This is a genomic window from Paenibacillus sp. W4I10, from assembly GCF_030816325.1.
Taxonomy (GTDB): domain Bacteria; phylum Bacillota; class Bacilli; order Paenibacillales; family Paenibacillaceae; genus Paenibacillus; species Paenibacillus amylolyticus_B.
The window spans coordinates 5,458,025-5,482,899 of record NZ_JAUSXX010000001.1; the positions used below are offsets into that span (position 1 = coordinate 5,458,025).

The following is a 24,875-nucleotide window of genomic DNA, read 5'->3' on the forward strand; positions in this document are numbered from 1 at the left end:
GTTCCTCCTCTTCTAGTGGGTTACCGGCTCGGCACCGGACAGTGGGGTGAAGTTTTTACGCAATTTCTCGTCTTGAATGATTTCTTTCCAAGGATCAACCGTGTGACCCAGTGTAACTTCCAGACGTTCAACCAGAGCGAGACGTACATCCCGATCCGCCAATGCTTCCTTCACATGATCCAGACCTACCCGTTCAATCCATGCCGCTGTTCTCTCATTCCATTTTGCATTCTCTCTATAATATTGCAGGTAAGAGTAAGTCCACTCTTCCACTTCCGCATCGGTCTTCACCGTACAGAGCAACTCGGCTGCACGAACCTTGACTCCCGCGTTACCGCCAACATGAATCTCCCAAGCACCATCAATGGCAACAACACCGAGATCCTTGATGGTCGCTTCAGCACAGTTCCGCGGGCATCCGGAGACAGCGAGTTTCACTTTGGCTGGAGCTACCATCTTGTCGAGTTTTTTCTCCAGACGAATACCCATCTCAATGGAATCCTGTGTGCCGAATCGGCAGAATGTATTACCAACACAAGTCTTCACTGTACGAAGCGCCTTGCCATAACCAAAACCGGAAGGCATATCGAGTTCCTCCCAGATCTTCGGCAGGTTCTCCTTCTGTACACCGAGCAGATCCAGTCGTTGTCCACCCGTGAATTTCACCAACGGCACATCATATTTCTCTGCGACAGTTGCAATCTTGATCAATTCCGCCGGGGAAGTGACACCACCATAGATCCGTGGAATAACGGAGTAGGTACCGTCCTTCTGGATATTGGCGTGATAACGTTCATTGGTGAATTTGGATACACGCTCATCCGTGTATTCTGCCGGCCAGATCATACCGAGATAATAGTTGAGGGAAGGGCGACACTTGGAGCAGCCTTCCGGCTCATCCCAACCGAGAACGTTCATAACTTCCTTGACGCTTTTGAGTCCCATTTCCTTGATCTGTGCAACAATCTCATCCCGATCATAGGATGTACAACCACATATGCCTTCTTTGGTCTGTTCACCTACATTATCACCGGCATAATACGTGAGCAGGTTTTCGATAATCGGTTTACATCCACCGCAAGAAGCGGAAGCTTTGGTACAGGATTTGATTGCACCGAGTGTATTACAGCCTTTATTCAGAACAGCGTCCCCGATGGAAGCTTTGGTAACACCGTTACACCCACAGACGATCTCGTCATCTGGCATACTTGCCATGCGTTCTGCGACAGATGGACCCGAGCCTGAACCACCGGAAGGTACACCGAGCAAAATTTCTTTCTCCCGACCGCTGATGTTCTCTCCACTCTTAATGAGGGAAAATAGAGAAGCGCCATCTGTGGTATCCCCGAACAGTACAGCTCCAATGAGTTGCCCATCCTTAATCACCATCTTTTTGTACACACCATCAACGTCATCCTGAATGCGAATGCTGCGAGTGTCTGCAGCGTCTTTGAATTGTCCGGCAGAGAATACGTCCACACCAGATACTTTGAGCTTCGTGGACGTGACCGAACCTGCGTATCCTTCGGTTGCCGCACCAGCCAGGCGTTTTGCGAGCACCATACCTTGTTCATATAATGGAGCAACCAGTCCGTAGGCAATACCGCGGTGTTCTGCACATTCGCCGACGGCAGATATACTAGGGATGCTGGTATGCATATAATCATCTACAATGACTCCACGATTCACATCGAGGCCGGTATTGCGAGCCAGTTCAATCTGAGGGCGAATCCCGACAGCCATGACAACCAAATCCGCTTCAAGTACCGTTTGATCAGTGAAACGAATGGCTTTTACTCGATGTTTGCCTGTGATTTCTTCGGTATGTTTGTTCAAAAGGAACTTCATACCTTGCTCTTCAAGCTCACGCTGGAGCATCAGTCCTGCCGGGAGATCCAGGTTCCGGTCCATCAGATGACCGTTAATATGGATGACCGTGACATCCATGCCCAGATTGAGCAGCCCCCGCGCTGCTTCCAGTCCTAGCAATCCGCCTCCAATAACGGCAGCTTTGCGATACTTTTGTGATGCTGCCATCATGGTCTCGCAGTCTTTAATATCGCGGAATCCGATAACGCCTTCCTTGTTAGCGCCGGGAAGAGGGAGGATGAACGCTTGTGAACCGGTTGCCATAATCAGCTCATCATAGGTTGCGCGTACACCATTTTGAGATACAACTTCTTTGCGCTTGGGATCGATCTGAACGACCGGGTCACCCGGGTACACCCGAATGCCGTTATCTTCGTACCAGCTCCACTCATTGATTACGATATCTTCGATGGATGTTCCGCCAGCCAGTACAGAAGATAACATGATCCGGTTGTAGTTGGGATGCGGCTCTGCGCCGAAGACTGTAATTTCATAAGCGTGTGGAGCAAGCTTAAGGATATGTTCGATTGTGCGGATTCCCGCCATGCCATTGCCGACCAGCACCAGTTTTTTCGTTGTACTCATTATGATTAGCCCCCTTAGGTCCATTCTGCAAACTGTCTCAAAACCTTGTCTCTAAAATCGAAAAAGCCTGTTATGCCTCGGAGGACTGCGCATATACATACGCATCCCTTGCTCCGAGATTGCAAAACAGGCTTCATTGCCGTTTCAACCAGCTACGCCGTTGTAACTGTGATCGATTCAAATATGGAGTTGTTATGGCTTAACTATAAAAGATCGATCTAACCATGTCAAGATAGTTAACATAAAAAAGTATTTGAAATTTAAAGTTAATTATGTTTACATGAGTTTATTGGAATATCGAATAGACGACGAAGTTTTACGAGTATATCTTCTTAGTTTGAAGGATTTAGATAAACTTAGCGCGCTAGATACAATAAATATTGTAGAAAAGGTGCCATGTATAGTGCTTCACCCTTTTTTATTGCAACATGATGAGGCATGAAAAGATCATTCTAATGTTAAAAATAAGACGCATAATCGTCACTACTTAATTTTTGTTAGGTAATATAACATGTTTATTGCTTTCATGTATTAACGTATTGAATTTTGTGAACTCTGATTATACGCAATAGGGAGGGATTGATCCGTCATGCGATCTTTATTGGTCATCCGTGTTCAACCAACGATAGCCGCCTCATCCGATGCAATCCCTCTGACACCGGAGAGGCTGCTGGGAGCAAACGGGTACCATGTACAGGTGGCGGGCAGTGAAGCGGAAGCGGTGAAGCTAGCTCGTGCGGCCGAAGCGTCCATCTTGCATCTGTCGCTGGATGATGTGGAGTACTGGGTGAACTGCCTGGGAAAGGGGAAGTCGGATTCACCGCTGCTTTGGTGGTGCGCGCCAGATACAGCCTCTTCCTCCGTAGAATCCTGCGAGGTCGAAACTTCATTTGATGGAATACTTACACCATCCATGACTGGGCCCGAGATTCACTGGACTCTTCACTTTGCAGCCCGGCGCTACATGGAACGCAAACAGTGGGAGCAGGAACGGAAGCAGTTGCAATCCAGGCTGGAGGATCGGAAGTGGATTGATATGGCGAAGGCTATCCTTAGTGATCTGAAGCAGATCTCGGAGGCCGAAGCCTATGACCTGTTACGCAAGAGAGCGATGGATGAACGCAAACGGATGGTCGATGTAGCCACAGCGATTGTGAAGGCCCATCAACTGCTCCAGTCTTAATTGGAAGGAGGATTCTCCATGGATATGTCTCAGATACTCCGAGAGGTCGGACGTGGGAAACGAGGCTCGCGTGATCTGAATTATACAGAAGCACTGACCGTTGCAGAGAAAATCCTGAAACAGGAGGTTTCCCCTGCCCAGACGGCTGCGTTTCTAATGGCTGAACGAATGAAAATGGAAAACGTTGAGGAACTGGAAGCTTTTGTTCATGCATGTCGTAACAGTGCGGAACGTTTCTCCATATTTCAGGATGGATTGGACTGCGCGGGGCCTTATGATGGACGGACAAAGTCGTTCATGGCCACGTTTCCGGTTGCATTTGTACTCGCGGCGGCCGGGTTGCCGGTGACTTTGCACGGGAGTGATCCTTTACCACCCAAGTGGGGCGTCACGTTGTCGGTACTTTTGAAGGAAGTGGGTATTGATACACACAAGATGGATCGGGAAGATGCCCGGAGCGCTGCATTGCGTTCGGGTGTCATGTACGTGTCCTCCGAGGATTGGTGCGCACCTCTTCGTAAGCTTCGTCCGTTACGGGAAGAGTTGGGTTTTCGAACGGTGTTTAACACAGCAGAGAAACTGATTGATTATAACCATTCACCGTATTTGGTGTTTGGTGTGTTTCATAATACCTTTCTGGATCGGATTGCGAAGTTGCTCACCCGGTTTAACTATCGTCGTGCTTATGTTGTACAAGGGACGGAAGGTTCTGAGGACCTGTATATTGATCGGCCAACCCGCGTATACGCTGTGGAAGACGGCGATATGAAGCTGGAATTGGTTGATCCGGCAGCCTATGAACTGGATATGCCCGTGCCGGAACTGGTCTGGACGGCTGCGAAGCAGCTTGAAGTGGCGGAAAGTGTGTTAAGCGGTGATGGTCATATTGCTTTTGTGAATCAGGTCTTGTTAAATGGAGGTTTCCGCTTGTATGCGGCGGGGCGTGTCAATTCCATCGAAGAGGGCATATACACGTGTCAGGGCTTGCTGGAGAGTGGTGCAGCGTATCGCATCTATCAACAGTGGTGTGTCTCCATGGGTGGTGAACTGCCGGATAGCAGAGCAGTGTCCATCTATCCGGCATCGTCCAGATAATGTAATGCTGGTGTTCAATCTTGCTATGGTTAAGCGTGTTTTTATTCCCAAGGATAAGTAACGGTCAGGAAGTCAGCGAATTTCTTGCTCTCTTCCCGCCGCCTTTTCCGCATGGCCGCCCGATCCGGAGCGGTCTCGTATAGTTTCTTCTCTTCTTCCGTCTCCGGGATAATGCGGGGTACGATCAGTTTGCGATTATTTTCGTCCAAGGCCACAAAGGTCAGAAATGCAGTCGCTGCAATTTTCTTCTCTCCGGTCTTCAGATCCTCTCGAATCACTTTCACAAAAATCTCCATGGAACTTCGTCCTGTCCAGGACGCGAACGATTCAAGCGTAACGGAATCTGTTGGGTTAATCGGATACAGGAAATCGACCGAGTCGGTTGAAGCTGTTACAGTATTGACCCGGCATAGCTTGGAAGCGGCGATGGATGCAATATCATCGATGTAGGACATCAGCTTCCCGCCGAATAGCGTATTATGATTGTTGACATCGGTTGGGAACACCCTTGCCGTCTTGAAACAACGTGTTTCGCGTACATATTTTTTCTCCACCTGATCCATCTCCGTTGGTTTCGGTATCTCTCTCATGCTTTTTTCCTCCTTACAGTATGGCTGCTGTGACATTTCATTTCAGGTGTTGCAGGGTCTATTTCTGATCTATTATCCCTAGTATAGGTGTCGGTCAGATACATATTCAAATGAAGTTGGACTGCAAAAAAACCGCCAGGCGCGGACCGGCGCGCTGGCGGTTTACTGCTGTATATTAAGCCTTGGGTTTGAAAATGCCGGACGGTTTGCCGATCGGCAAGAACGCATAACCGAAGTGAGCGTTCAGTACCGAAGCACCTGTACCATACAGGGACACAATTCCGATAGCCATTTCAGCGTATGCTGCAATGGTGTGGAAAAAGTGAGGAGCTACGCCGAAAGCGTCAAAGGTCAAACCAAGGAACAGGAAGTCTATCAGAATGAAGATGATAAGCAATACTTTATTCGCTTCAATAGCACCGATCGTCATGAACAGGGTGAATACAAGGTATCCGGCAAAAGCAAACCCGAGCTGCTTGCCATCGGCCTGTTCAGCAAGAGTGGAGCCAAATACGCCCATTTTGATCATCCAGTTGGCAGCCATGGCAAACCAGAAGAATGCGTACGCGCCAAAAGCCGTTGTGCCAAAGGTATTGTTGCGTTTGGAATCTTGAATACATGCGAATAGCTGGGCAAAAGCACCCAGGAAGATCGCCCAAGGAATAGCGTAGCTAAGTCCTTCTGTAATGCCAAGCTTTTGGGAAGAAGCGACCAGGGTTACGATAGCCAACCCAAATAATCCCATTGCGCTGGGATCGGCGTTAACAATTTTGACTTTAGTCTGTGAATCGGTCTGCATGGTGATGATAAGCCTCCAATAATATCAAATCAGGATCAATGGCCGTCGTTGGCCGTCCTCTAAATTACATCATTTGTATCCGCCGGGTCCGGACACACACATCGCCCTATTGTACCTGAATGACCCCATTATGGAAAGGGATTTTATTACCTTTTGAACCAATAGACTTTTGGTTTTTTCAATATACACATTTACGACACAATCCGTTCTGGCAGTGAATGATGGGGCCAGACGCTAAAATCCAACCCTCGATAATACCACTAAAATTGCGTCATATCAGCCATTTTCGGATAAGCTCTTGTGTGATAAAATAATCTTTATCAAAATTTGGAGAAGAATACAAAACATCCTTGTCTCCTATGCCATATGTTAATCCAACTATAGATTGACAGGAAAAACTAAAATGGTTCACAGAATAAGGAGGTATCAGGGGTCATGGTTATGAGTTTGGATTTGAAAATTAAAATAGAAAAGGCCAGACATAACCTTCATATGCTGGTAGAGCATAACAAGGGTGGTCTTGGGCATCCCGATGTGATTCGGCAGTCTATGGCATTGGACGAATTGATTAATGAGTATAACCGAATTAGCCGAAACCATTCACGGGCCTGAACCCAAAGCGATTTTAATTTTATACATGGAACAAATCACATAGATTGTAACGCTTGATCGTACAGACGGGCATGAATATAGCCGGTATGGACAGCCTCAGTTAAAGAGGCGGTATCCTACCGGCGTAATATTCATGCCCGTTTGTTTTTGCATCGTATCCATCATGCATCTGTTTAATGCAGCAACCGTTTGGCTTCCAAATATAATACCTGTACGAACTTTTTTGTATTAATGCGTGTCTGGGACAAGGAAGGCTCCACATTGTTTTGCAGCTCCAGCATTTTCTTGCGAATTTCGGTAAAATCGAAAAATTTGGATGCATAGTTCTCGAACTTGGGATGTGTATAATCTGTTAATCCCAGAGAAACCACATGGCTCAGCGTCTGGAAGATGGCCCTGCGAACACGTTGTTCCGATGCCTTGATCTCCTTGTTAATCTCTGCAAGTGTGGCGTTCTCTCCCAGCTTGCGTATCGCTACGTTCTGAAAGATGTCTTTGAGAGACGGGAACGTATAGGGGGACAGCTTATGCTCATCTGTCTCTACCTGCTCCAGATATTCCAGCATGTCCAGCAGATCCCTGCTGCCCGCTTCGCCGATCATGCCCATCTCAGACAGCAGGAAGTGTCCTGCTGTCGTAATTGTTTTGTCCGGAACCGGAGCAGCAGTGCGCTCGTTAGGATGCAAACCGGACAAGCCCTGTAACGTCCGCTGAATATCTGCGATGGATTGCTGCATTCGAAGCCTTTCGCTCACCAGCCGCAGAACAGATAGAATCTCTAACCGGTTAATCGGCTTCGTAATATAATATTCAATGCCTAGTGAATAGGCTTCTCCGATCATATTTTTCGACTCGATCTGGGAGATCATGACGATCTTGCCCTCGAACCTTCCTTCAAGCGCTCGCACAGTCTGAATCCCGTCTCGTTGGGGCATCAGCAGATCAATCAGCAGTACATCCACCTTATGCAGTTCCAACAGTTCCGCGTGAATATGTGCTCCGTCCTCAGCTTCCCCGGCAATATCGCCAAGGCCTTCATCCTCAATAATATCCATCAACATGGAACGAACGCCAGGATCATCATCCACGATAAAATAACGCATGTCAGTCATTCCCTTTCTCTGCGAATGGTGTGATTGATAAATCTATGGTAAAGGCGGTTAAGTCCGCCATGAACTCTCGTTCCAGTGTAATCGTTCCTTTCCTTCTTGCATAGAACCTGACATGTCAGGTTAAATGACAATGATTGGGCGATCAAAGCCCATTTTTAAAATAAATGTATAAATTGCATGTAGGTATCTGTCGATTTCCGTAGATGCCCTTGTAGTATAAGTAACATCCCGAAGTCTGGGGCTAGTGTTGTGCAGAATGGTACAAACTTTTCACGTGACTCATCTCTGTACTTGAAATTCATCATAAAAAGGGGCATACCGATGGAGCAAACAATACAAGATATTGTCGGCATTTTCAATGATTTTCTATGGTCCAAAGTGTTAATTATACTATTGGTAGTATGTGGTATATACTTCACCACCAAGACCCGGTTCATGCAATTCCGCATGATTGGAGATATGGTGAAGGTGCTTCTAGAGCCGAAAAGCAAGGAACCAGGCAAAATTTCACCTTTTCAGGCGTTCTGTATTAGTATGGCGGCCCGTGTAGGTACAGGGAATATTACCGGTATTGCACTGGCTATCGCACTGGGGGGACCTGGTGCTATATTCTGGATGTGGATCATTGCAATTATCGGGTCAGCCTCCAGTTTTGTGGAGAGTACGTTGGCCCAGATCTATAAAGTGAAGGATAAAGGTGGATTCCGTGGGGGTCCGGCGTATTATATGGAACGTGGGTTGGGCAAACGCTGGATGGGGATTTTATTTGCCGTTCTCATTACGCTTTCATTTGGTTTGGTCTTTAATGCGGTGCAGTCTAACACGATTACCGTTGCATTTGAGAACTCATTTGGCACGGATCGGTTAACGGTGGGTATCATTATGGCTGTGGTATTTGCAGGAATTATTATGGGCGGTGTCAAACGTATTGCAAAAGCGTCGGAATACATCGTCGTTGTGCTTGCTGTATTGTACATTGGGGTGGCGGCTTTTGTGGTGCTGGCAAACATTACCCAGTTTCCGGCCATGATTGCGTTAATTGTGAAAAGTGCCTTCGGCATCGAACAAGTGGCTGGCGGAACGTTGGGCGCTGCACTGATGAACGGTGTGAAACGCGGATTGTTCTCCAATGAGGCAGGCATGGGTAGTGCCCCGAATGCTGCTGCAACAGCGGATACGACACATCCGGTGAAACAGGGACTTATTCAGGCGTTTGGCGTGCTGACAGATACCTTGGTGATATGTACAAGCACCGCCATGATTATTTTGCTATCAGGAGTGTATAAAGGCTCCAGTCTGGGTGGTATTGAGTTAACTCAGGCTGCATTAAGTGTACATATTGGTTCATGGGCATCGGGATTCCTAGCGGTTATGGTATTCCTGTTTGCCTTCAGTACACTAATCGGAAATTATTACTACGGAGAAACCAACATTGAGTTTATCAAATCCAACAAAGTTTGGCTGTGGGTATACCGCATTTGCGTCATCGCGATGGTGGTGTTTGGCGCAGTTGCCAAAGTTCAGCTAGTGTGGGATTTGGCTGACTTGTTCATGGGGCTGATGGTTGTAGTGAACCTGATTGCCATCCTGATGTTATCCAAGGTAACCTTTGAAGCGCTGAAGGACTACAAGAAACAGAAGGCTGAAGGACGTGACCCCGTCTTTACGCGTGACCGGATTCATATTCCGGGTGAAGTGGAATGCTGGCAGTCGGAAGAAGAAGTTATTGGAGATAAATCAATACATGTAGCCAATTAAGATTTCATCTGAATACCGTTGGTTATATACAATGGACATAACAAAAAAACAGGACTTGGATTATCCATCATGGGCAACCCGAGTCCTGTTTGTTGCATATAAGATGTATCTTCACACGAGTTGAAGTCCATCTGGATATACATATAATTTATTTATTAACCGAATAGCTAATCAGTTGCTCGGACAGAGCTTTCATTCGCTCGCCTGTTTCATTAAGCTGCTCAATCACATCCGTAAAGGAGGATACAAGCGTTGCTTGTTCCTGTGAAGAGGCTGCAATCTGGGAGACTTCAACTTCCATTTGTTTGATGACCTGTTGTACATCTCTCAGACTGGTATCGATATCACTTGTAGCTTGTTTGGCATCCACAGAGAGTTTGCGTACTTCGGAAGCAACCACACCGAAGCCGGCACCAGCTTCACCAACACGAGCGGCTTCAATAGCGGCATTCAGGCCAAGCAAGTTGGTTTGCTCAGAGATTTCACGAATGAACCCGGCTACTTTGTTGATTTGGGAAGAGTTCTGAACAGCAAGTCTTGTGTTCTGCAAGATCTGTTCACTGGTTGCTTGCAATTCTTCGGCATGAGCAGCGACATGCTGCACCATATCAACGAGGTTACCATTGATGGTTTGATTTTCTTGTATAATATCCTCAAGTTGGTTCTGGTTAGATTGGTCGTAAGATACACAGAAAACAGCAACAACTTTCTGGTGATCATCAAAGATCGGAATGTTCAGAATATCCAGTTCGATACCATAAACGTCCTTAGAGAGAGTAGCGAGGGTAGCTTCTCTTCCGTTTTTTAAGATGGCAAAGTTTTGATACGATTCCAAGAGTGGCATTCCTTTTTCAAAACCAAGGTCAAACTTGTCGGTGGTAATAACCTCCAATACCTTTTCGTGATCATATACAGTTAAACTAGCTGGTTCTCTAAGGATCTTGCTGATATAAGGCATTACTTTAAGCAGGGCATCTACAACGTTCATGGAAGAGGACCATCCTTTCAATATTTGAATGTATTATTTTAAACGATCTATGGAATGCTCTATCTTTCATCGGACGGAAATGGCTATTCGTGAACGGCATTTTGCATGAAAGAATGAACATTTTATGATTAGATTTTAAAATATTTCCCAGTTGAACTGTTTTACTGGATATAAGTGTTAGTTGTAACTATTTTTATATCAAGATATTTGTACGAATGTATATTAATTATGGGACATATGTCCTTTTACATACGTTATATACGACAACGGAGGGGAAGTCGGAATGAAAGAAATCATGGACTTTGGACTTGTGCGGCAACTCGCCCGTGAGAATGGGTTGGATCAGGTGCTGGACGAGCCTGCACTCGCTGAGTTGCGACTGCTTGAGGCTGCGAAGGGCGAGATGATATGTGCCAAAGGTGAACGACCCGAGCGGTTGTATTTTCTCGTGCAGGGCAAGCTCAAGATCTATACCACCTTGCCTAACGGGAAGTCTCTGTTGCTTCGTTTCAGTACACCACTTGCGCTTGTGGGAGATTTGGAATTGGTGAATGGCAAGGAGGCTATGAATACGGTAGAGTCTGTGAGCAAAAGCCTGCTGCTGGGTATCAGCTACCGCTCTCTCCAGAATTCGTATGCAGAGAACCCTAAATTTCTCCACTTTATGCTGAGTCAAGTTACGCACAAATTGTATACCTTTTCCAACCTGTCGAGTCTGAATATGTTATATCCGGTCGAGAGCCGATTTGCCAGCTATCTGTTGTCCACAATGGGCCAGGACGAGTCTTCTTCGGAAGAGATCCAGACTTCCAAGCTCACCGAACTGGCCGATATGCTGGGCACCAGCTATAGACATCTTAATAGAGTTGTTCAAGATCTGTGTAATCGAAATATTATTCGCAAAGTGCAGCGAAAGCTAGTGATCTGTGATCTGGAACAGTTGCGTGTCATCGCAGGAGGCAATATATATGAGTGATGGCATTTTAAAATAAAGACCAAGCCTGCATATCTATGCGACATAACGCAACACAACAAAATACAATACGGCACAACAAAGAGCACCCTCCCGAATATACCAAGGGGTGCTCTTTTTGCTCTGCACTTTAAGTGAATTAGATATCTCCGCGTTGCTCGAACAATTGAGCGATCTCTACAATGACACGGGTGGCCTTCACCATATTGTCTACCGATACATATTCAAATTTGCCGTGGTAGTTCTCACCACCAGTGAAGATATTTGGTGTTGGCATGCCCATATAGGATAGTTGGGAACCGTCTGTTCCTCCCCGGATGGGGCGGATAACAGGTTCGATGTCCAGTCGTGTCATGGCTTCATGGGCAATGTCGACGATCTGGCGTACGGGTTCAATTTTTTCACGCATGTTATAGTACTGGTCATTCAATTCAACCGTGATGCTTTTCTCTCCATACTTGGTCTTCAGTTCGTTCGCGATATTCAATAGATTTGTTTTGCGCTCTTCAAACTTTTCCCGGTCAAAATCACGGATGATGTAGCTCATCTTCGTCAGCTCAACGTCACCCTCCATGGACAACAGATGGTAGAACCCATCATAACCATCCGTGAATTCGGGAGCTTCCTCTGCAGGCAGGCGTCGGTTCAATTCCATCGCGATTTTCAGAGAGTTCACCATTTTGTCCTTCGCTGTTCCGGGATGCACATTAGTGCCTTGTACTGTAATTTTAGCGGCAGCTGCGTTAAAGCTTTCGTATTCCAGCTCGCCAAGGGGTCCACCGTCGACCGTGTAAGCATATTTGGCTCCAAAAGCAGCTACGTCGAATTTGTGGGGTCCACGGCCAATCTCTTCATCCGGGGTGAATGCAACCCGAATCTTACCGTGTTTCACTTCCGGGTGCTCAATCAGATAGGCCATCGCCGTCATAATCTCGGCAATGCCAGCTTTATTGTCTGCCCCAAGCAGCGTTGTACCGTCCGTTGTAATCAGCGTGTGGCCTTTATATTCGTGGAGTTCCGGGAAATCCTTGTTGGACAGCACAACCTCCAGTTCCGAATTCAGAACAATGTCACCACCGTCATAGTTATCGATAACCTGCGGTTTAACATCTTTACCTGTAAAGTCAGTAGCTGTATCAAGGTGAGCCAGGAAACCGATCACGGGAACATCCTTGTCGGTATTGGACGGCAATGTAGCCATGACATAACCGTTCTCATCCATTGTTACTTCCTGTAGACCAATGGAGTTACATTCTTCCACGAGTAGTTTGCCCAATTCCAGCTGGCCGGATGTGGAAGGGCATGTCTCACTATTTTCATCGGATTGGGTGTCCATCTGAACATAAGTACTCAGTCTTTGAATTAATATATCTTTCATCTATAATCTCTCCCTAGCTTGAGTAGTATATAAGTTGAACTACTTGTTTTACACTGATCCACTACGAGGCCAGAATAACCTTCTGATCCCTGTTATCCCCAGATTTTTTGATCCACTTTTACAAAGGTGAAAATCTGAGGATAAAGGCGAACGCTCCGCTTCTACAGGTTATTTCTGCCCTCTCCGTTATCGTGTAACCGTTAGTCACAACTTATGTAAATTGGGTATAGTAATTATTGTGGTTCTCTATGGTTATCATATCATGTTTTGCAGTCATTTCCAGAATGGGGCAGAACCGAAATATGAGGATGATTAGGTATCAAAAAGGGTACCAAGGCACAAAAATGTACGTACTTGTGTTTCCATACGTCAGGTTCATAATAAATGATGAAGAAAGGATGGGTTCTAGGCATGCCATTTATCACTGTTAAGGTATTGGAAGGCAAGTCGACTGAGCAGAAACGTCAGTTGATTGAACGTATGACTCAGGTGGCTTGTGAGACACTGGATGTTGATCCGAGCAAGGTCTTTATCTTCATTGAGGATTTGGAGAAGGACAATTACGGCAAGAACGGAAAACTGTTTTCGGACTTAGACAAATAAGTAAGGTTTTATATATATCATGATCATGGAACAGGAGATGTAACATTAATGACTGAACAATTATTTTCCCCTTATCAATTCAAGAGTCTGCAATTAAATAACCGTGTCGTCATGGCACCGATGTGCCAATATTCTGTCACTGCGAAGGATGGTATTCCAAACGATTGGCATCAGGTTCACTATGTGAGCCGTGCGGTTGGAGGAACAGGACTCATCGTGATCGAGATGACCGATGTAGATCCGGATGGTCGTATTACGGATAATGACTTGGGTATATGGTCAGATGAGCATGTGCCTGCCTTCACCAAACTTGTAGATGGAATTCATGCCTACGGCTCCAAAGTAGCCATTCAGATCGCACATGCGGGACGAAAAGCAGAGGATGCAGCGCAGCCGGTTGCTCCTTCGGTAGTCACATTCCCGGGAGAAAAGTACAAGGAGCCGCGTGCGTTAAGCACGGAAGAGGTAGAAGCTATGGTGCAGAAGTTCGCAGACGGTGTTCGCCGCGCAGTACAGGCTGGAGTGGATACCATTGAGCTGCATGGCGCACACGGATACCTGATCCACCAGTTCCATTCCCCGCTGATGAACCATCGTGAGGATGTATATGGGCAGGATCTGTCCCGTTTCGGCGTTGAAGTCATTCGGGCAGTGAAAAAAGAAATGCCAGCAGACATGCCACTGATTATGCGGGTTTCAGCTGTCGAATACGCGGATGGCGGGTATGATATCGACCACACCATCAATATCGCTCGTGCCTACCAAGAGGCAGGCGTGGACATGTTCCATATCAGTTCAGGTGGCGAAGGACCTTCCGGACAGCGGAAACCGGGGAACTATCCAGGGTATCAGGTACCATTTGCCCGTCGCTTCCGTGAAGAACTTAACGTTCCTGTCATCGCAGTGGGTATGCTGGAGGATGCAGCATTGGCTCAGGCGGTGATTGGAAACGGCGACGCGGATCTGGTTGCCGTGGGCAGAGGCATGCTGCGTGATCCGTACTGGGCGAACCATGCCGCTCTGGAACTGGGTGTCAGCAAGGATCAAGCTGCCATTGCGGAGCAATATTCTCGTGGATACTAATTTGCTCTAAATTTATATTTACACTTACCACTCCGATGACAGAATAACCTTCCGATCGCTGTTATCCCCAGATTTTTGGATTCACTTTTTCAAAGGTGAAAATCTGAGGATAAAGGCGAACTCTTCGCTTCTTCATGTTATTTCTGTCCTCTTCGTTTTCGTGTAAATGTTATTGCAAATTTTATAAAGTAAAAAAAGGCCACAGCATGGGGTAAACCTCATGCTGTGGCCTGATTTTGGATGGCTACGCTCTTCGAGTTGCTTCATATACGAATTTTTGATTCGACTGTGTGGGTGGCTGATCAGGGTTAAAGTCGGCGTACACTTTAATGTCAGAGAAACCAATGTTTTCAAGAATTAGGCGTAACTCTTCTATGCCGTACCAACGTAGAGTGAGTTGTTGCAGCTCCGTAGCAACAAGAGAACCCTGATGCCATTGTTCGTAGCGGATCAGACTCACTTTGTACTGTTGAAGAAGGTTCACTTCAATGGTTTTCACTTCTACCGTGATTGTATCGCCATCGGGTAATGAAACGGTTGATGTTTCCACAGAAGAGGGTTGTGTCACATCGGGCAGAAACAGATCAAAAACGAGCCTGCCGCCAGGTTCTAAATGCTGAAATAGATTACGTAATACGTTAATCGACGCCTGTCTGTCTTGGATGAGGAGCAAAGAACCTCCGGGAATGATAATTGCCTCGTATCGATATGGAAGGTCAAGCTTCTCCAGATCGGCAACGAACAGTTCAGGCATGGGTAATGCCCGCTCCATACAACGAGAACGGCAAGAGTTGATCATATCGGTTGAATAATCAATTCCATCCACCTTCAAGCCTGCTTCAAGCAAAGGAATGAGCACTCGGCCTGATCCCGACATGGCTTCAAGGATACGTCCTTTGCAGCGCTGAAGATAATGGCGATAGAATTCAATGTCTCCTCCCAAGGAGTGACCCACAGGTTTCGTTAGATCATAAACGGCGGTGCATAATGGACCGTAATAACTGAATGACATAGTATAGGTGTCCCCCACATTTTGATATAATGAATTGCAAACGTGGAAGGGAACTCGTTAAGATTATCCCTTCCGGCAACGGTTGGAATTGGAATTTTCAGAGCAGACTATCATAGGAATCACGCACCTTTTATGTAATATGTTCCAATTATAGGGTGGGTATAAAGCGGAGGTCAACTTCTATCCGGGTAGTTATACGAAATGAAATGTATAAGGAGGTGATTCGAATGGATTCATCATCAAGTTCATCAAGTGCACTGCCGGATATCCGGCAGGAACTTGTGCTCCATGCACCTGTAGAGAAGGTATGGGAGATGGTCTCGACCGCGCAAGGACTGGAGGCTTGGTTCATGCCAGGCAATCTGGAACCCGTGGAAGGGCACGAGTTTATATTGGAAGCAGGCCCCTTCGGTCAATCACCATGTCAGGTGATGGAAGTTCTACCGCTGCACAAGCTGTCATTTCGCTGGGGTAAGGACTGGACGTTGACGTTCCAACTGAATGAACAGCCCGAAGGTACGGATTTCACACTGATTCACAGCGGTTGGGATGCGGATAAACTGACCGAGTTTGGACAGGCCCACGCTATCGTACGCGAACGTATGGAACAGGGATGGACCGGAATCGTTCAGAAGCTTGCCCAAGTTGTTAAATAAATCTTCATTCAATCAACCCCAGGCCATTTCGCCCGTTCATTCCGGTGAAATTCGGCCTGGGGTTTCTTGGTGTACCAAGAGCTGGCGGAAACAGATAGAAATCCTTCAAATTATAAAGAAGTTGACCGATTATGATACGGAAACTATTTCCGTGAGCACCAGAAACGTGTAACATGAATTATAGTGATAAATCGACAAAATTAGACGTCTCTCGCCATTGTGGATGGAAGGAATACATAGATGAGAAAACACTGGATTATGCTGACCATAAGTTTCATATGCATTGTCATTGTTCCGCTGGGCTGGCTTGCCCAGACGTTAATTAGCGAGCGGGGTAACCCCCAAGCTATGGATGGGAAAATTAACCTGACCGAATGGGACTTTGATCGCAAAGGTGCAGCTTCTTTAAAGGGAGTCTGGGATTTCTACCCTGGGCAGTTACTGAGCCCGGCAGATATTGAAGCAAGTGTATCTGGTCGCAAGCCATTGCTGGCTACGTCTGGCACTCAGGTTCCGGCCCGATGGAACAAATCTCTCGGGCAAGCACATGGGTATGGAACCTATCATGTGCAAGTCCAGCTTACACCCCGAACGACGAAAAACGATTATGGCATACGCACGAAGAATATACGCATGGCTCACCGGGTATTTATCGATGGTAAAGAGATTGGCGGCAAAGGCCTGCCAGGAAAGACGAAGGCGACAGATGTTGTATTTTTGGACATTGGAATGTCGGAGATGAATGGCCCTTTGATCAAATCGCGGGCATAATGTCGCATAATTCCCAAGTTGCAGCCACCGCCGAGGTACAGGGATCGGAACCTGTACCTGTGGAGTTGGATACTGAAGTTCCGGGTCTGCTAACGTTCAAACATCTGGATATCTACAGAAGTTTGGATCTGGGTGCCAAGAAACATAAGTGGCGCACAACCAAATCACAGGAATTGTTTGCTTTTTTGTTTCATCACAGGGAAGAATGGGTAAGCAAGGAGATTCTGCTGGATAAGCTATGGGGTGATGTTTCCCAGGAAAAGGGATTAACCCATCTACATACTTCCGTGTACCAGATTCGAAAGCTGCTTAGGGAATGGAACATGACAGGCAAGCTGGAGTACAATATGAACCGTTATCGTCTGTTATCAGGCAATCTGGTAAGTGATGTGGATCAATTTGAAAAATCCATGGTCTACAACGTCATCACATCAGACAATATCGAAGACTTGAGACATATGATTCCGCTTTATCGTGGCGATTATCTGGAAGAGCATGACTATCGTTGGGCACAGGCCAAAGCAAGGGAACTCAGACGCAAGTATACAGCGCTGGTTATGGATATCGCGAGATGGGACATGGAACTTGGGCGTGGCAAGGAAGCGATTGAGCAATTAACGATATTGCAGGAACGGGAGCCTTATTCGGAAGAAATCTGCCGACTCATGATGGAAGTGTATGCATCCATGGATGATCAGCAAGGCATACTTCGTTTGTATCATTCATTTACATTGACATTAAATGAGGATCTGGGGTATCAGCCGGAGCCCGAAACAAGCAGGTTATATCAGAACCTGACGGACAAATAAATGTATGTAACGTAAGCTCAGACAGGAGGGTGAGGCATGAAGCTATTCATACACCGCAAAGACTTGCGTACGGATGATCTGGCCGCATTCGATTATTTGCGGGAACACCAAGAAGAGAGTGTACATGTTCTCATCTATGATCCATTCCTCCTGCGGCAAGGCCGAGATAAGGAACACAGCGGTGTGAATTTCAGGCAGCATGCAGCGGAATTAGGCAGACGTTATCTTGAAGCCAAACGAAAACTGCATGTTGCTTATGGCAATCCGGCTGAAGTGGTTGAATTCATCCTGAACGAATTCAAAGGTGAGATTGACGAGATTGTGGTCCATCGGGACATGACGCCATATGCAATCGAGCGGGATAGGGCCATACGCAAAGTCAGTGAGGCACGCGAGATTGCGTTCACAAAACTGACGGATCATCTGCTGATGGATCTAAATGGATTTGCCAATTTTACAGGCAAGTCGGAGCCATATAAGGTATTTGCGGCTTTTCATCGGCGGTGGGTGGACTTCATGAATGAACATCCCAACCCTCCTTCGGCAACAACGGTTGCAGAGCTGAAGGTGAGTGATCGTCAGATTGAATGGCCGAATGCAATGGAGGTACCTCCGGAGTTGCTGGAGGGCAGTGGTTCGAGTGACGAGGACCCGCATCTGCTATTGGATCAATTTTTGTCGGATCGAATTGCTGAATATGGGGATCATCGGGACGAATATGAGGCTTACGAGCCAAGTCATCTCAGTTCTTACGTGGCTGTGGGGGCTGTATCCATTCGCAAAATGTATGATGCGGCGAGTCGCACGGCAGAAGCGGGGGAATGGATCAGGCAGTTGTGCTTCCGCGACTTCTATCTGTATCGTGCAGTTTATGAGAGTCACTATTTTACATATGAAAAGGTGTACGATCTCTCGGCTCTCCATAATGATCACTTTGAACGGTGGTGCAAGGCGGAGACAGGCATTCCGATTATTGATGCAGCGATGACGGAACTGAATGAAACCGGACATATGCCAAACCGGCTGCGGATTCTCACGGCGATGTTTCTCACCAAAAACCTGCAATGCCCATTCACCTTGGGTGAAGCTTATTTCAGGCGCAAGCTGAGTGACTATGATAACATTCAAAACCGTGGTAACTGGTTATGGTGTGCTTCGCTTGGTGAGAATGCGGCTCCATATTTTCGGGTGAACAATCCAGTAACGCAATCCGAGAAATATGATCCGCAAGGTGATTATATTCGCAAGTGGTTACCCGAATTGAAGGATCTGCACAGCAAGGACATCCATCAGCCGCGCAAGGATGCCATTGTTGATCTGAAGGCATCGAGACAGGCAGCTATTGACGTGTATAAACAGATTCTGGCGAGTCGTGGAAAGTAGACTCAGTCAGGGGCGTGATCATGCCCAAACCCAAATTTACCATTCTCATCCGGTTGATCCAATATTCATTTGGTTGAGAGCAGGATGTTCTACAGACCGCGTACTCGCGGTCTTTTTTACATATATAGACATGAAAATAGTGTGAAATGTGTTGAAAATTTAGGAATTGTTAAGAAAATGGACTATCCATCTTAAGCATTATGGCTTTTAATAGATAGAGAGCTTTATTGTATTAAGTCATATCTGACATATTGACGAACACATTAAGGAGAAACGTAAACATGAGTGAAACACTGAAAAGAGAGCGAATCCCAGAGCTGAATCTGGTGCGTGCCATGGCAATTATCGGCGTACTGTGCGTGCATTCCACGTCCTATGCGACGGTGGACATGACGGGTTCAGGCTACTACTGGCTGTACAACTTTATTAATATCTTTATGAAATATGGTACGCCAACCTTTATTTTTATGAGCAGTTTTGTACTGTTCTATAACTATTATTCCCGTCCGCTGGATAAGAAACTCGTAAGTAATTTTTACAAGAAAAGATTTGTGTATATTTTGCTCCCGTATTTCCTGTTTTCATTAATGTATTTTGTGTTGCTGCATTTCACGCATTATCAGGGCCGACCTTTCGGCGAATCGGCAGTAAGTTTTATCACGAAATTGTTTACAGGTAAGGCCTATACACATCTGTACTTTGTGTTTATTAACATGCAATTTTATCTGTTATTCCCGTTGGTGTTATGGTTGCTTAAGAAATATCCTTCTGTGGTGAAATGGTCTGTTCCGATTGGGCTATTGATTCAATGGGCATTCATCGTAAGTAATAAATATGGATTCCAGGTACCCAACAAGGGAAGCTGGGCTTTCTCGTACTTCTCTTATTTCATGCTGGGTGCTTTTATCGGGGTATATTTCCCTAAAATCAAGCAATGGTTTGTCATCAGTCGGGCCAATGCAACCAAAGGACACGTAGCTTCATGGATTCTGCTCTGGGCGGTATGGATTATTGCTGGACTTGGCCATGTGTATATCTATTATCTGCTGCGTCTGAAGATCGCAACGTATAACACACTATGGTATGAATTCTTCTGGAATGTTCATACCTTCGCTTGTGCGTTGGTCCTGATCCAGGTCGCTTATCTGCTCTATCGCAAAGGACCATCACTGATCGTGAAGCCGCTAAACCGGCTTGGAGCTCTGTCGTTTGGGATCTATCTGATCCATCCCTTCTTCCTGCTGGTGTATCGTGAATTTCCACCGCAAACAGGAGTCTCCTGGTTAGTGCATCTATGGTATGCCGGAGGATTCGGTGTAGCTCTAATCGCTTCGTGGATCGTCGTTGGATTGACGGCAAGGTTTGTTCCATATGCATGGGTCATCTTTGGCAATCTGCCAAAACCCAAACCACGTTTCGTCCCACAACAGAACTCGGGCCAACTGGACGTTCGTTAAGATGTATTTCCAACACAGGAATAATAAACCGTTTCTTGGTCGACCTTAGGGGAGAGCAGGGAGCGGTTTTTTCGTCTATACAGATATGCGGGATGTGGGGAACGAGTGTTTCTTTTTCATGGTTGAGGGGTAATCATAAGGCGGAACGATAATACATTATGGATAACAGGATTAAGGTGAATATAATGACAACATGCGAAAAATGCGGGAGACCGATGCAAGATATATTGGAATATGTGGAACACATTCTCCACGAATGCAGTGAACAGACTCAGGAGTACAATTCGAAAGATTATCAGGCCTTTGGCCATGAGGGTGTTCGCGAGCAGATGTGATACAATAGAAAGAAACCGGATTCATACGGAACCGAGGTGACAACATGGAGACGGGTCCAGCCCCTTTCCGGCAAGGAAAGACGGAACAAGAAGCGCGACTGAGCAAAACGTGTATGTATTGCGGACAACAGCGGCCTATGTCCGAATTCCGGCGCAGAACCGGAAAGCGGGCAGGTCCCGGAGCCAGGCGGGGAGCCTGCCGCAGCTGTCGCCAGCTCGGTGGACAGGCTGACCACGAGTCAGGTTCAAGCGTCGGACGAACGAATGAACGGATGGAGCGTCAACGGGATGGCTTGGAGACACGTGCTGTTACTGCCAGACCCTCTGCATCTGCGAAAAATGAGGCAGGTCGTACCTCCCACGGTATGGAGCAGGGAGCTGCTACGTTGGCTGAGTCTGACAGAAGTCTGGTGTCTCAATCGTCAGTAGACTCGTCATCTTCGAATGACGATGAACGCGCTGAGTTGGTGACTTCCCCCCCCTCTTCTTCGGGTATACGGAAAAAGAGGAGAAGACGGAGGAAGGGCAAGCGATCGGAGAGCATAACGGGCAATGAGCTCAGAGAGACGAGTCTGGAGCAGGATGTTTCGGCAGGTGAGGTCTTGGTTGATCCACAGCCAGGTGAGCACTGGCGTGGGGAAGAAGGGCATTCGCAGGGGCATGCTGCTGCGAATGCAAAGGGCATTGCACAGCGGGCTGGCGCGCGAACAGCCGCTGCAGTGCAGGCCGCCGAGCAGAATGCGGCGGCCTACCAGGCTCTGCTGCTGGCTGAGCCGCAAGGCCCGGCAGCAGAGCCGATGGCTGCGGATCAACCGACCGCAGCCAAACGCAAGCGCAAGCGGCGCCGCAAGCGTGCTGCCGCGCTCGCGCCCGGCGCAGGGCAGGCCCGCAGCGTAGCTGCTGAGGCCCATGCGCCGGCCTTGAGCGACCGTGGCGATGCCACCACGGTCGCTGCACCTACGGCGGCGGAGGCACAGCCAGCCGCCACCGGGCGCGAGCCCGGGCAAGCGCCGGGGGCTGCTGCGGAGGCAGGGCCTCCTGCGCCCTTGCGCCAGCCTGGCTCGCAAGGGTCCAAGCCGCGCCAGGCGCGCAAGGAGCGTGCGCTCAAGGCGAACGGCGAAGACGCTGCCCGCGGTGCATCAGGGCTGCGACCCGCGCATGCCAGCCGCAGCCACGGGGCTGGCACGGATGGCCGTCCCCGCCGCCAGACCCCGTCGGCCCCGGTAGCCATCGATCCTGAAGATCCGGCTTCGCTCCGGACCAACCGACAAGGCATGGTACGGATGCGCGGCAAAACGGACAAGGGACGTCGCTGGCATCAGGAAGTGGACATGGAACTCGCGGTCACACTGGTGAAGGAAAAAGCTGCTGTGGTGGTGAATCGGTACACGATTCGCCGATTGTTCAGCAACAAGGATTTCAAGCGGTATATTCTGACCCGGGATCACTACACCTGTTACTTCTGTGGATCGTATGGTGACACAATCGACCATCTGCTGCCGCGTGCCAAAGGTGGACATACCACCCCGCTTAACTGTGTCTGCGCCTGCAATCTCTGCAACCAGTCCAAAGCGGCAATGGATGCTGAAGAGTTCATGCGTTCCGGGATTCCCGAATGGAATGCTGCCCATCAGGCAGAATTGATTGAACTCGCCATGCAGGAAGCGCAGCTGGAATAAGGATGATATACTCCCGAAGATGAAATCGGGTTTTAATATGAAAAGCACACCAAGACCACAAGAGGGTCGGGGTGTGCTTTTTGGATTTCATTTAGATTTTGGTGGGAAGTCAGTTCACTCTGCAATAATTTCTTCAAATTGACAACGGTGTTCATCGAAGATGTACGTTATACTGGGAGGGAGTTGCGTAAGAAGCTTAATCATTCAGTTGAATGATGAAATGTGGACATCAAACCTAAGAATTTAGATTGTATAGATTGGATGGATGCAAATGACCCCGGCAGCATTGGATATTATGTCATATATTACGGAAGAAAATATTCGTTTCTGGCTGGAGAAGTTTCGCTCTTTCGGCCCGTTACCGGGAATATTGCTTACGTTTATGAAATCATTTGTGCCGCCACTTCCAACGCTGTTGATTGTGGGCGTGAACGGTGCGGTATACGGTCTGTGGGCAGGGTTCTTATATTCATGGATTGGCATGATTCTCGGTTGTACCGTGACATTTCTGATCGTAAGGGAGATTGGGAAATCTGCTTTTGTGGAACGATGGGCACGCAAACCTCGTGTGCAACGCAGCATGGTATGGATTCGGAGGAACGCGTTCGGGTATGTCTTTCTGCTCAGTATCTTCCCGGTGGGTCCGTTCGTCATTATTAATGTGGCGGCAGGAATCGCGCGAATGCGGTTGTTATCTTTCCTGCTTGCGGTGGGTTGTGGTAAAGCGATTATGATTTTCTCTGTGACGTATATCGGTTCCAATGTGGAACAATTTCTGGAGCACCCTGTACGCTGGGTAGGCGTATTGCTTTTTATTGCAGTATCCCTGTGGGCGAGCCGCAAACTGGAGCGACATTTTACCCGGTCATCGTCAGATGGTGAAGAGTTGAATGATCTGAATCAACCATCTGGAAAATCAATCTCCTCATAAACAAAGGAATATCAGTGTTCAGATATAGTTTCTGTCAATATTGACGTTAGCTTGAAGGAGGATCAGCATGATTGATGATATCTTTGCTTTCAGTCGATTGTTGAATCGCATGAATGAGAATGAACTTCGTTCAGTACTGCGTGTGCTTTATATGAAATCGGCACAGGTGGTCAAGCGGCAGGAGGAGCAAGGCGAAAAGTTGGATTTTGCGGACGCGGTACAGTCACTGTTTCGGGATATGGAACCCCCTTTTGATCTGGAATTGCTGGAACAACAAGCCCTGGCTGAGACCGACAAGCCAAATGAAATTCATATTACGTTTGGAGAATCACCTCTGAGTAGTCTGAAAATGGGAATGAGTACATTACCTAATCAGAAAAAGCGGAGCTTCTTCTCTATGGATGATGATTATGCTGTGGGTCCGTTAGGTGATCTGGCCCATCGTGCAGATTTGCAGCGCAGGCATCTTTGGCTGACCGAACGAATGTGTCTCAGTGACCGCGAGGCTTATGCCATGCATGAGCTTGAATCAATATTTGAGCTTAGCTCCACAATGCAGTCTATTGATTCCAAGACGTCAATCATCATCTGGTATTCGGATAATGCACGTGAGAAGACGGGACTGCTCTATGCGATGCATCTATTGCGCAGCAGTAAAAGTCCTATATATCTGATCGAAACGAGCGGCTTATATCAGCAATTATTCAATAGACCTGATGTTCAATATGATGTGCTCCACACAGGTGAGATTCTTCCGGAAAAGCTTCTGGCGATGTGGCAAGTCTGCTCTGAGCAAGAGCCGCTGTCCAAGCAAGAACGCCTCCAACTGGAACAGGATTGGCTGGAACTTTCGGTACAGCCCGGACTATTGCGTATGATGGAAAATGGTGAGATTCGAAGTCTACCTGAAGATGCGTTGGACGAGTACATTATGCAGAAGGTAAGGGAACTGACACCGAACTGGGAGCCAGGCAAGTATATCCGAGCAGCTCGTATTGTGGGCGAAGTGATTGGGACGAGCAGCCAGCATATAGGTGATGCGTTCGTGGAGTACCGTCTACGACAACTGGTGCTGCAAGGCCGACTTGAGATGGATGGAAAGCCACTTGTAATGAGGTATTACAGTGTTCGGCTTGCCGAACGCTGAAAGGGCCTAAGGCTGAAACGTACGGATAGAAATCAAGATACGTGATCGAAAAGTTTGAAATAAGACG

General features: G+C 47.4%; 23 protein-coding genes. 16 read left to right on the top strand and 7 right to left on the bottom strand.

All coding sequences use genetic code 11. The features are described from left to right. Positions 1–12: 12 nt before the first annotated feature. The gene (nirB, locus tag QF049_RS24580; protein ID WP_307541289.1) at positions 13–2,454 is read right to left on the bottom strand and encodes a nitrite reductase large subunit NirB; all 2,442 of its coding nucleotides are present in this window, start codon (positions 2,452–2,454) and stop codon (positions 13–15) included. A gap of 589 nt (positions 2,455–3,043) precedes the next feature. Between nirB and QF049_RS24585 the strand changes: the two genes are divergently transcribed. Together QF049_RS24585 and QF049_RS24590 are read left to right on the top strand one after the other, a co-directional pair. After that, positions 3,044–3,637: an ANTAR domain-containing response regulator gene (locus QF049_RS24585; protein WP_307541291.1), complete on the top strand. Its 594-nt coding sequence runs from the start codon at positions 3,044–3,046 to the stop codon at positions 3,635–3,637. An 18-nt stretch (positions 3,638–3,655) separates the two neighbouring features. After that, positions 3,656–4,732 carry an anthranilate phosphoribosyltransferase gene (locus tag QF049_RS24590; protein ID WP_307541293.1) on the top strand — a complete coding sequence of 359 codons (1,077 nt, stop codon included), beginning with the start codon at positions 3,656–3,658 and terminating at the stop codon, positions 4,730–4,732. A gap of 41 nt (positions 4,733–4,773) precedes the next feature. Here the strand turns inward: QF049_RS24590 and QF049_RS24595 are convergent, their stop codons facing one another. After that, entirely contained in the window at positions 4,774–5,286 is a 513-nt protein-coding gene (locus QF049_RS24595; RefSeq protein ID WP_124116913.1) for an acyl-CoA thioesterase, read from the bottom strand. A 211-nt stretch (positions 5,287–5,497) separates the two neighbouring features. Continuing rightward, positions 5,498–6,121 carry an acetate uptake transporter gene (locus QF049_RS24600; RefSeq protein ID WP_307541295.1) on the bottom strand — a complete coding sequence of 208 codons (624 nt, stop codon included), beginning with the start codon at positions 6,119–6,121 and terminating at the stop codon, positions 5,498–5,500. A gap of 435 nt (positions 6,122–6,556) precedes the next feature. On the opposite strand from QF049_RS24600, the gene QF049_RS24605 reads away from it, so the two are divergent. Then, a complete protein-coding gene (locus QF049_RS24605) occupies positions 6,557–6,733 on the top strand; it encodes an aspartyl-phosphate phosphatase Spo0E family protein (RefSeq protein ID WP_091012492.1) in 177 nt (58 codons plus the stop codon). 173 nt (positions 6,734–6,906) lie between these two features. Here the strand turns inward: QF049_RS24605 and QF049_RS24610 are convergent, their stop codons facing one another. Beyond that, entirely contained in the window at positions 6,907–7,836 is a 930-nt protein-coding gene (locus tag QF049_RS24610; protein ID WP_307543409.1) for a response regulator, read from the bottom strand. Between the two features lie 330 nt (positions 7,837–8,166). Here QF049_RS24610 and QF049_RS24615 point away from each other — a divergent pair, with 330 nt between their 5' ends. Beyond that, positions 8,167–9,603 (top strand): alanine/glycine:cation symporter family protein, encoded by a 1,437-nt coding sequence (locus tag QF049_RS24615; RefSeq protein ID WP_307541296.1) that lies wholly within the window; start codon positions 8,167–8,169, stop codon positions 9,601–9,603. A 148-nt stretch (positions 9,604–9,751) separates the two neighbouring features. Here QF049_RS24615 and QF049_RS24620 read toward each other — a convergent pair whose 3' ends face one another. Continuing rightward, positions 9,752–10,591 carry a methyl-accepting chemotaxis protein gene (locus QF049_RS24620; protein ID WP_307541298.1) on the bottom strand — a complete coding sequence of 280 codons (840 nt, stop codon included), beginning with the start codon at positions 10,589–10,591 and terminating at the stop codon, positions 9,752–9,754. A 283-nt stretch (positions 10,592–10,874) separates the two neighbouring features. On the opposite strand from QF049_RS24620, the gene QF049_RS24625 reads away from it, so the two are divergent. Beyond that, positions 10,875–11,567 (top strand): Crp/Fnr family transcriptional regulator, encoded by a 693-nt coding sequence (locus QF049_RS24625; protein ID WP_307541301.1) that lies wholly within the window; start codon positions 10,875–10,877, stop codon positions 11,565–11,567. 136 nt (positions 11,568–11,703) lie between these two features. Here QF049_RS24625 and pepT read toward each other — a convergent pair whose 3' ends face one another. Then, positions 11,704–12,942, bottom strand: coding sequence for a peptidase T (pepT, locus tag QF049_RS24630; protein WP_307541303.1), 1,239 nt, complete (start codon positions 12,940–12,942; stop codon positions 11,704–11,706). Between the two features lie 411 nt (positions 12,943–13,353). Here pepT and QF049_RS24635 point away from each other — a divergent pair, with 411 nt between their 5' ends. Beyond that, positions 13,354–13,545, top strand: a complete 192-nt coding sequence (locus QF049_RS24635) for a tautomerase family protein (RefSeq protein ID WP_307541305.1) — start codon at positions 13,354–13,356, stop codon at positions 13,543–13,545. Between the two features lie 48 nt (positions 13,546–13,593). Beyond that, complete coding sequence (locus QF049_RS24640; protein ID WP_307541307.1) at positions 13,594–14,628, top strand: NADH:flavin oxidoreductase/NADH oxidase; 1,035 nt, start codon at positions 13,594–13,596, stop codon at positions 14,626–14,628. Between the two features lie 244 nt (positions 14,629–14,872). On the opposite strand, the gene QF049_RS24645 is transcribed toward QF049_RS24640, so the two are convergent. Continuing rightward, the gene (locus QF049_RS24645) at positions 14,873–15,640 is read right to left on the bottom strand and encodes a class I SAM-dependent methyltransferase (protein ID WP_307541309.1); all 768 of its coding nucleotides are present in this window, start codon (positions 15,638–15,640) and stop codon (positions 14,873–14,875) included. Between the two features lie 227 nt (positions 15,641–15,867). On the opposite strand from QF049_RS24645, the gene QF049_RS24650 reads away from it, so the two are divergent. The 9 genes from QF049_RS24650 to QF049_RS24690 all read left to right on the top strand — a co-directional run bounded on the left by QF049_RS24650 (position 15,868) and on the right by QF049_RS24690 (position 24,808). After that, complete coding sequence (locus QF049_RS24650; protein ID WP_307541311.1) at positions 15,868–16,296, top strand: SRPBCC family protein; 429 nt, start codon at positions 15,868–15,870, stop codon at positions 16,294–16,296. 240 nt (positions 16,297–16,536) lie between these two features. Further along, positions 16,537–17,067: a hypothetical protein gene (locus QF049_RS24655; RefSeq protein WP_307541313.1), complete on the top strand. Its 531-nt coding sequence runs from the start codon at positions 16,537–16,539 to the stop codon at positions 17,065–17,067. Next, positions 17,067–17,876 carry an AfsR/SARP family transcriptional regulator gene (locus tag QF049_RS24660; RefSeq protein ID WP_307541314.1) on the top strand — a complete coding sequence of 270 codons (810 nt, stop codon included), beginning with the start codon at positions 17,067–17,069 and terminating at the stop codon, positions 17,874–17,876. Before QF049_RS24655 ends, QF049_RS24660 begins: the two co-directional genes overlap by 1 nt. Before the next feature lie 36 nt (positions 17,877–17,912). Next, on the top strand, positions 17,913–19,259 hold the full coding sequence (locus QF049_RS24665; protein ID WP_307541316.1) for a cryptochrome/photolyase family protein: 1,347 nt from the start codon (positions 17,913–17,915) through the stop codon (positions 19,257–19,259). Positions 19,260–19,540: 281 nt separating this feature from the next. Then, positions 19,541–20,716, top strand: coding sequence for an acyltransferase (locus tag QF049_RS24670; protein WP_307541318.1), 1,176 nt, complete (start codon positions 19,541–19,543; stop codon positions 20,714–20,716). A gap of 554 nt (positions 20,717–21,270) precedes the next feature. Beyond that, positions 21,271–21,480 carry a hypothetical protein gene (locus QF049_RS24675; RefSeq protein ID WP_307541320.1) on the top strand — a complete coding sequence of 70 codons (210 nt, stop codon included), beginning with the start codon at positions 21,271–21,273 and terminating at the stop codon, positions 21,478–21,480. Between the two features lie 845 nt (positions 21,481–22,325). Continuing rightward, positions 22,326–22,730: an HNH endonuclease gene (locus QF049_RS24680; protein WP_105600676.1), complete on the top strand. Its 405-nt coding sequence runs from the start codon at positions 22,326–22,328 to the stop codon at positions 22,728–22,730. Between the two features lie 295 nt (positions 22,731–23,025). Then, the gene (locus QF049_RS24685; protein WP_223199811.1) at positions 23,026–23,661 is read left to right on the top strand and encodes a TVP38/TMEM64 family protein; all 636 of its coding nucleotides are present in this window, start codon (positions 23,026–23,028) and stop codon (positions 23,659–23,661) included. A 67-nt stretch (positions 23,662–23,728) separates the two neighbouring features. Next, the gene (locus QF049_RS24690) at positions 23,729–24,808 is read left to right on the top strand and encodes a DUF1835 domain-containing protein (RefSeq protein ID WP_307541326.1); all 1,080 of its coding nucleotides are present in this window, start codon (positions 23,729–23,731) and stop codon (positions 24,806–24,808) included. The last annotated feature ends 67 nt before the right edge of the window (positions 24,809–24,875 follow it).